Source organism: Chitinimonas sp. (assembly GCF_036568685.1).
Lineage (GTDB): Bacteria > Pseudomonadota > Gammaproteobacteria > Burkholderiales > Chitinimonadaceae > Chitinimonas.
The window spans coordinates 78371-84861 of the sequence record NZ_DATCSC010000005.1 but is presented as its reverse complement, the minus strand read 5'-3'; the positions used below and the strand labels follow the sequence as shown (position 1 = coordinate 84861).

At 63.2% G+C, this 6491-nt stretch carries 8 protein-coding genes; 3 read left to right on the top strand and 5 right to left on the bottom strand.

The window, feature by feature from the left end; translation table 11 throughout:
* The 5 genes from VIM95_RS00890 to VIM95_RS00870 all read right to left on the bottom strand — a co-directional run.
* Positions 1–1451, bottom strand: a 1451-nt coding sequence (locus VIM95_RS00890; protein ID WP_331981697.1) for an NAD+ synthase, incomplete at its 3' end; no start/stop codon positions are given.
* Positions 1452–1508: 57 nt separating this feature from the next.
* A complete protein-coding gene (locus VIM95_RS00885; RefSeq protein ID WP_331981694.1) occupies positions 1509–2549 on the bottom strand; it encodes a hypothetical protein in 1041 nt (346 codons plus the stop codon).
* 7 nt (positions 2550–2556) lie between these two features.
* A complete protein-coding gene (locus tag VIM95_RS00880) occupies positions 2557–3123 on the bottom strand; it encodes a LemA family protein (RefSeq protein WP_331981691.1) in 567 nt (188 codons plus the stop codon).
* A 38-nt stretch (positions 3124–3161) separates the two neighbouring features.
* Positions 3162–3881: an SAM-dependent methyltransferase gene (locus VIM95_RS00875; protein WP_331981688.1), complete on the bottom strand. Its 720-nt coding sequence runs from the start codon at positions 3879–3881 to the stop codon at positions 3162–3164.
* On the bottom strand, positions 3878–4462 hold the full coding sequence (locus VIM95_RS00870) for a Maf family protein (protein WP_331981685.1): 585 nt from the start codon (positions 4460–4462) through the stop codon (positions 3878–3880). Before VIM95_RS00870 ends, VIM95_RS00875 begins: the two co-directional genes overlap by 4 nt.
* A 100-nt stretch (positions 4463–4562) precedes the next feature.
* Here VIM95_RS00870 and VIM95_RS00865 point away from each other — a divergent pair, with 100 nt between their 5' ends.
* From VIM95_RS00865 to plsX, 3 genes are all read left to right on the top strand, one after another.
* Complete coding sequence (locus tag VIM95_RS00865) at positions 4563–5072, top strand: YceD family protein (RefSeq protein WP_331981682.1); 510 nt, start codon at positions 4563–4565, stop codon at positions 5070–5072.
* Positions 5073–5109: 37 nt separating this feature from the next.
* Entirely contained in the window at positions 5110–5289 is a 180-nt protein-coding gene (gene rpmF / locus VIM95_RS00860) for a 50S ribosomal protein L32 (RefSeq protein ID WP_099405109.1), read from the top strand.
* A gap of 109 nt (positions 5290–5398) precedes the next feature.
* Complete coding sequence (gene plsX / locus VIM95_RS00855) at positions 5399–6427, top strand: phosphate acyltransferase PlsX (RefSeq protein ID WP_331981668.1); 1029 nt, start codon at positions 5399–5401, stop codon at positions 6425–6427.
* The last annotated feature ends 64 nt before the right edge of the window (positions 6428–6491 follow it).

The following is a 6491-nucleotide window of genomic DNA, read 5'->3' as shown; positions in this document are numbered from 1 at the left end:
GCCATGGACTCGTTGCGTTCCACGTAGCGTTCCATGATGGCGTCGAGGATGTCATAGGGCGGCAGGCTGTCCTGGTCCACCTGGTTATCGCGCAATTCGGCCGAAGGCGGGCGAGTGATGATGCGCTCGGGAATGATCTCGGCGAGGCTGTTGCGGTAGAGGCCGAGTCGGTAGACCAGGGTCTTGGCAATGTCCTTCAGTACGGCATAACCGCCGGCCATATCGCCATAGAGTGTGGCGTAGCCGGTGGTCATCTCCGACTTGTTACCGGTGGTCAGCACCAGCCGGCCGCTCTTGTTGGAGAGCGCCATCAGGATCACGCCGCGGATGCGGCTCTGCAGATTTTCTTCGGTCGCGTCCACCGGCAGGCCGGCGAACTGCGGTGCCAGGGTGTTGGTGAATTGCTCGAACAGCGGTTCGATGCTGATCTCGTCGTACTGCACACCCAGCCGGCGGATCATCTCGCGCGAGTCGTCGAGGCTGATCTGGGCGGTAAAGCGGGTGGGCATCATCACCGCACGTACCTTGTCGGCGCCGAGCGCGTCGACGGCGATCGCCAGGGTCAGGGCGGAGTCCACTCCGCCAGAGAGGCCGATGATGGCGCCGGGGAAGCCATTCTTCTGGATGTAATCTCGGGTCGCCAGCGTCAGGGCCTGGTAGACCGCCGCCTCCAGGTTGGGCTGTGGTGCAATCTCGCCGGGCAGGATGTCGCCTTCGGCAAATTCGAGGTAGCCGGTGGCGACCTCGAAGCTGGGTAGCTGGGCGACCAGCTCGCCTTCGCGGTTCATGGCAAAGCTGCCGCCGTCGAAGACCAGTTCGTCCTGGCCGCCCACCCAGTTGCAATAGACCACCGGCAGGCCGGTCTCTTCTATGCGCTGACGTACGATCTCCTGACGTACGCCTTCCTTGCCCATATGGTAGGGCGAGGCATTGGGTACCAGCAGGATCTGAGCGCCCATCTCGGCGGCTTCCGAGGCCGGCTCCACATGCCAGATGTCCTCGCAGATCGGCACGCCCACGGTCACCACGCTGCCGTCATGGCAGCGCTGCTCATAGACGCAAGGCGTGGCGCCGGGGGTGAAGTAGCGGCATTCGTCGAAAACTTCGTTATTGGGCAGGACCATCTTCTGACCACGCGCCACGATGTTTCCATCGCGCATCACGGTGACCATATTGAAGCGTTCCTGGCCGATCTGCATGGGGTGGCCGACCACCAGGGTCACGTCATCGGCGGCATCCAGCAAGCGATCCATCTGCTCGTTGCAGGCTTGGTAGAAGCTGGGGCGTAGCAGCAGATCCTCGGGTGGGTAGCCGGCGATGGTGAGTTCCGGCACCAGCAGGATGTCGGCGCGCGCGGCACGGGCCTCGGCGATCAGTTTGATGACCTGGTCGGTATTGCCGGCAAGGTCACCGACGGTGGCGTTGAATTGGGCGACGGCTATTTTCATCATGGTCTGAGCCTGGTGCGGGTGCGGCATGGCCGCTGGGGTCTGTCTTGGGAGCGGATTCTACTCGTCGTCCGGCGCCTGGGTCTCGAACTCGGTAGGAGCGGGCGCCGGATGGGGTGGGTTGAGACTGAGCCATAGCAAGGCAATCAGCGCGCCCAGTGCCAGCAGCAGCTGCAGCCAGGCCCAGTGCCGGTGGCGTTTGGCCAATCGCTCCGGTGGCTGGTTGGCAATCAGAAAGGGGCGGCCATCACCTGGCCGGCGCAGCGTATGGCGGGCGGGCTCCAGTGTCTGCTGGCGGCGCTCGGCCAGCACCTCGCGTTCGGCATCGGCGCGCACGGCTTCCCATTCGACGGCGTCGATCTCGCCATTGCCGTCCCGGTCGTAGCGGGCCAGCAAGGCGGTCGGGTCGAGCTTCCATTCTGCCAGCCGGGCGGCCACCGCGGCCCGTAGGGCAGGCGCCTGCTCACTGGCGCGCAGACTGGCGAGCTCGCCTAGGGTGTAGAGCTGGTCATGCTCGAGCAATAGCCACTCGCCGTAGCGGTAGCCTTCCTGCACATGCTCGCTATAGCGGCTGGTGATGATCTCGGCGTGCGCCGGGTCGATCAATGCACTGCCGCTGCCATCCTCCAGCAGGAAGGGCGCATCGCTCTGGCTGCGCTGCTTGAGCCAGCTATACCCTTGGTGCTGCAACTGGTAGTGCTGGCCACGGCGAGCGGGCTTGCCAAGCTCAATCAGCTGGCCTTGGCGCGTCTTGCCCAATCGCTCCACCCGGTACCACAGGCAGGGCAGACCGGTCAGCGGCGAGTACACCGGCTGGCCTGCATGACGGCCGCGGCCGAACAGCTCCACATAGCCCTGTGCGGCCGAGGCGATGCGCGAGGTGGGTGTGCCGGCTATGGTGCGATAGCGTCGCCAGTCGCGCATCCAGGCCCACAGGCTCAAGAGAGTGGTCAGTGCCAGCATGGCCTTGAAGGTCCAGTGCTCCAGCCGGTGGGTCAGGTACAGCAGGGGTAGCCAGGCCGCGGCGGTTAGCAGGCGACGCCAGTGTGCAATCAGGAAGTGGTGCGACATGGTGGCGAGGTGACCGGCTTGGACGGCCACCGAACAATCAATGGAACAGGGCCTTCATATCGACGTCGCGCTTCTCTTCACTGGCGAACTGCAAGGGTTGTGCGCTCGGGAACGTGAATACTTTGGCCAGGAGCACGTCCGGGAACTGCTCGATGCGCACATTGTTGATATTCACTGCCTCGTTGTAGAACTCGCGGCGGTCGGCAATCGCGTCTTCCAGCCCGGTGATGCGCTGGATCAGATGCTGGTAGTGCTCATTGGTCTTGAGCTCTGGGTAGGCCTCGACGGTAGCGATCAGGTTGCCCAGGCTGGCGCGCAGACGGGTTTCGGCCTGGCCGAGCTGGCCCAGGTCGTGCAGCTCACGGGCGCTGGCCACGGCGGCACGTGCTTCCATCACCCGGGTCAGGGTGGCTTGCTCGAACTGGGCGTATTGCTTGCAAGTCTCGACCAGCTTGGGCAGTTCCTCATGCCGCTGCTTGAGCAGTACGTCGATATTGGACCAGGACTTGACCACATTGTGCTTGAGTGCGACCAACTGGTTGTAGAGCATGACCAGATAGACCAGGGCCAGGACAAGAATGGCGAGCAGGATAAGCAGGGGCATGGGAGTTTGCAGCTTCTCTTATCTATATAAGGGTAGTGTTACTTACCAGCATAGAGCACAAACATGGCCGGGCGTTTCTTGAGCTCCGGTCGTGGCTGGCTCTTCCAACGTGATAGTGGTTGGGAGACGACCAGTTCATCGTTGCAGCTCAGGTCGCGCGCCACGGTCAGCTGGGTAGTGGGGCGGCAGGCTTGCAGCACAGCGTCGACCATGGCGTCGTTGCGGTAGGGTGTTTCGATAAATAGCTGCGCTTCGTCCAGCTTGGCGGAGTCGCGCTCCAGCTCCCGCAGCCGTTCCAGGCGCGGCCCGGCTTCAACCGGCAGATAGCCATGAAAGCGGAAGCGCTGTCCGCTGGCGCCTGAGGCCATCAGCGCAAGCAGGATGGAAGAGGGGCCGACCAGGGGGACCACGCGTATGCCTTGCTGGTGGGCCAGGCGCACAAGATTGGCGCCGGGGTCCGCCACGCCGGGGCAGCCGGCCTCCGAGATCAGGCCCACGTCCTGGCCGGCGAGCAAAGGCGCCAGCAGGGCCTTCAGTTCCGCATCCTTGGTGTGCTCGTTCAGTTCCTGCATGGCGAGCTCGGCCATCATGCGCTCCGGCCCGTACAGCTTCAGAAAGCGCCGCGCCGTCTTGGCGTTCTCGACTATCCAATGACCGATCCGGTTGGCGGTGCTGCGCACGTCGGCGGGCAGGATGGCGTCGAGTGGGCTGTCGTCGCCCAGTGGAGCGGGGACCAGGTAGAGGGTGCCGTGGCTCATGGCAGGCTCCAGCCTTCGGCACGCAACATATGGCATAGCTCGATCAGCGGCAGGCCGATGATGGCGGCCGGGTCGCTGCCTTCCATGGCGTCTATCATGGCCACCCCCAGGCCCTCGGTCTTGGCGCTACCGGCACAGTCATAGGGTTCTTCACGTCGCAGATAGGTGTCGATTTCAGCTACGCTGTAGTTGCGCATGCGCACCTGCCAGGGCACGACGCGCTCCTGGGTACGGCCACTGGCACTGTTATGCAGCGCCAGGGCGGTATGGAAGACAATGGTCCGGCCGCGCATGGCGCCGAGCTGCGCAAAGGCGCGCTCGTAGTTGCCGGGCTTGCCCAGTTGCTGGCCGTCGAGGAGTGCGACCTGGTCGGAGCCGATGATCAGTGCGTCGGGATAGCGTCCGGCCAGCGAGATGGCTTTTAGGCGAGCCAGGCGGCTGGCGGTTTCAGCGGCCGTTTCGCCAGGCAGCGGGGTTTCGTCGCAGTCCGGCGCGGCGGCCTCGAAGGGCAGGCCCAGCCGGCTCAAGAGCTCGTGGCGGTAGCGTGAGGTGGAACCGAGGATCAGCTTGGGAGTGGACATGAGGCGTAGCTTCCTGCCTGTGCGTCACGTTGCTGAACGGTCACGCAAAGGTAGATATGTTTTGACGTTTCAAGGGGATGGAGTATATCATTCACCGTTTATGTCCGACCTCATCTTCGACAACGCCGAATTTGCGCGGCTGAAACGTACCCTGCGTGGTGAGCTGGCCTTGGCCCAACTGCCCCGCGTCGCTTCAGAAGTGCTGTCTGGCGAAGTGATCGAGTATGTACTGGTAGGCGGCACCGACAAGTACCAGCGTTATACGCTGGACCTCGGGCTGACCGGCCATCTGGCGCTCAGGTGCCAGCGCTGCCTCAAGGCGGTGGACTTCGATCTGGACGTGGCCACGCACTTCACGCTGTTTGCCGATGAAGCCCGCCTGGAGACGGCCGATGCCGAGGATGACGAGCTGGAAGGCCTGCTGTTCGAACAACAGTTCGACCTCTTGAGCCTGCTGGAGGACGAGATTCTGCTGTCGTTGCCCTATGCGGCCGTGCATGAAGCATGCGAGGCCCAGGTGGCGGCAGAACCGGCCGATGTGCCGAAGAAGCCGAACCCGTTTGCCGTGCTGGCGGATCTCAAAGGCAAGTTGCAGCGCGGCGAACACTAGTTTTTGTTATTTTCGAGTTTGATTCAGGAGCACAACCATGGCCGTTCAACAGAACAAAAAATCCCCGTCCAAGCGCGGCATGCATCGCGCCCACGACTTCCTGACCGCCCCCGCGCTGGCCGTTGAGCCGAGCACTGGCGAAGCCCACCTGCGTCACCACATCAGCCCGAACGGCTTCTACCGTGGTCGTCGCGTGGTCAAGGCCAAGGGCGAGTAATTGTCCTTTGCTTCGGCAAGCAATGCCAAAGGCGCGCTCCCAACGGGGCGCGCCTTTTTGTTTCAAGCTAGCGCTTGGCGCTAATCGCTGTAGCTCGTAAGCTCCCTGCATGGAAATCACTGTCTCTATCGATGCTATGGGCGGCGACCACGGTGCGCACGTCACCGTGCCGGCCGCGCTCAAGTTCCTCAAGGCTCATCCCGACGTCAACGTGGTGCTGGTGGGTCTGCAGGATGCCATCGAGGCCGAGCTGCGTGCCCGCCATGCCAAACCCGGCCCCCGCCTGCGCATTCATCATGCCGGCGAGGTCGTGGCCATGGACGAGGCGCCGCAACTCGCTCTCAAGAACAAGAAAGACTCGTCGATGCGCGTGGCGATCAACCTGGTCAAGACCGGGGAGGCGCATGCCTGCGTGTCGGCGGGGAATACCGGCGCCTTGATGGCGACCGCCCGCTTCGTGCTCAAGATGTTGCCCGGCATTGAGCGCCCGGCCATCGCCAAGATGCTGCCGACCACCCGTGGCGCCAGCTGCGTGCTGGACCTGGGGGCCAATGTCGATTGCACTCCCGAGCAGCTGTACCAGTTCGGTGTCATGGGTGCCATGCTCTACGGCGCGCTACAGCATAAGGACAAGCCCTCGGTCGGCCTGCTCAATATCGGATCTGAAGAGATCAAAGGCAACGACACCGTCAAGGAGGCTGCCGAGCTGCTCAAGGCCTCCAAGCTCAACTTCCACGGCAACGTGGAGGGCAACGACATCTACAAGGGCACAGTGGATGTGGTGGTCTGCGACGGTTTTACCGGCAATGTGGCGTTGAAGACCTCGGAAGGCCTCGCCAAGATGCTGACTGCCTTCCTCAAGGAGGAGTTCTTCAAGAGCTGGTGGCGCAAGCTGATCGCCGTGGTGGCCATGCCGGTGCTGATGAGCTTTCGTCATCGCATGGATCCACGGCGCTACAACGGCGCCAGCCTGCTGGGCCTGCGTGGCATCGTGGTAAAGAGCCATGGCGGCGCTGACCGCTACGCCTTCTACTGTGCATTGGAACAGGCGCTGGAGGAAGCGCGTTCCGGTGTACTGCACCGTATCACCGAGAGCATGGCCGACCACGTCTCGCAAAGCGAGACGGCCGAGGCCTGATACTCAGCTGTATCTGTTGCGGCAGGGGTGATCCTCCTGCCGGATTTTTGACCGGGGTGGCCAT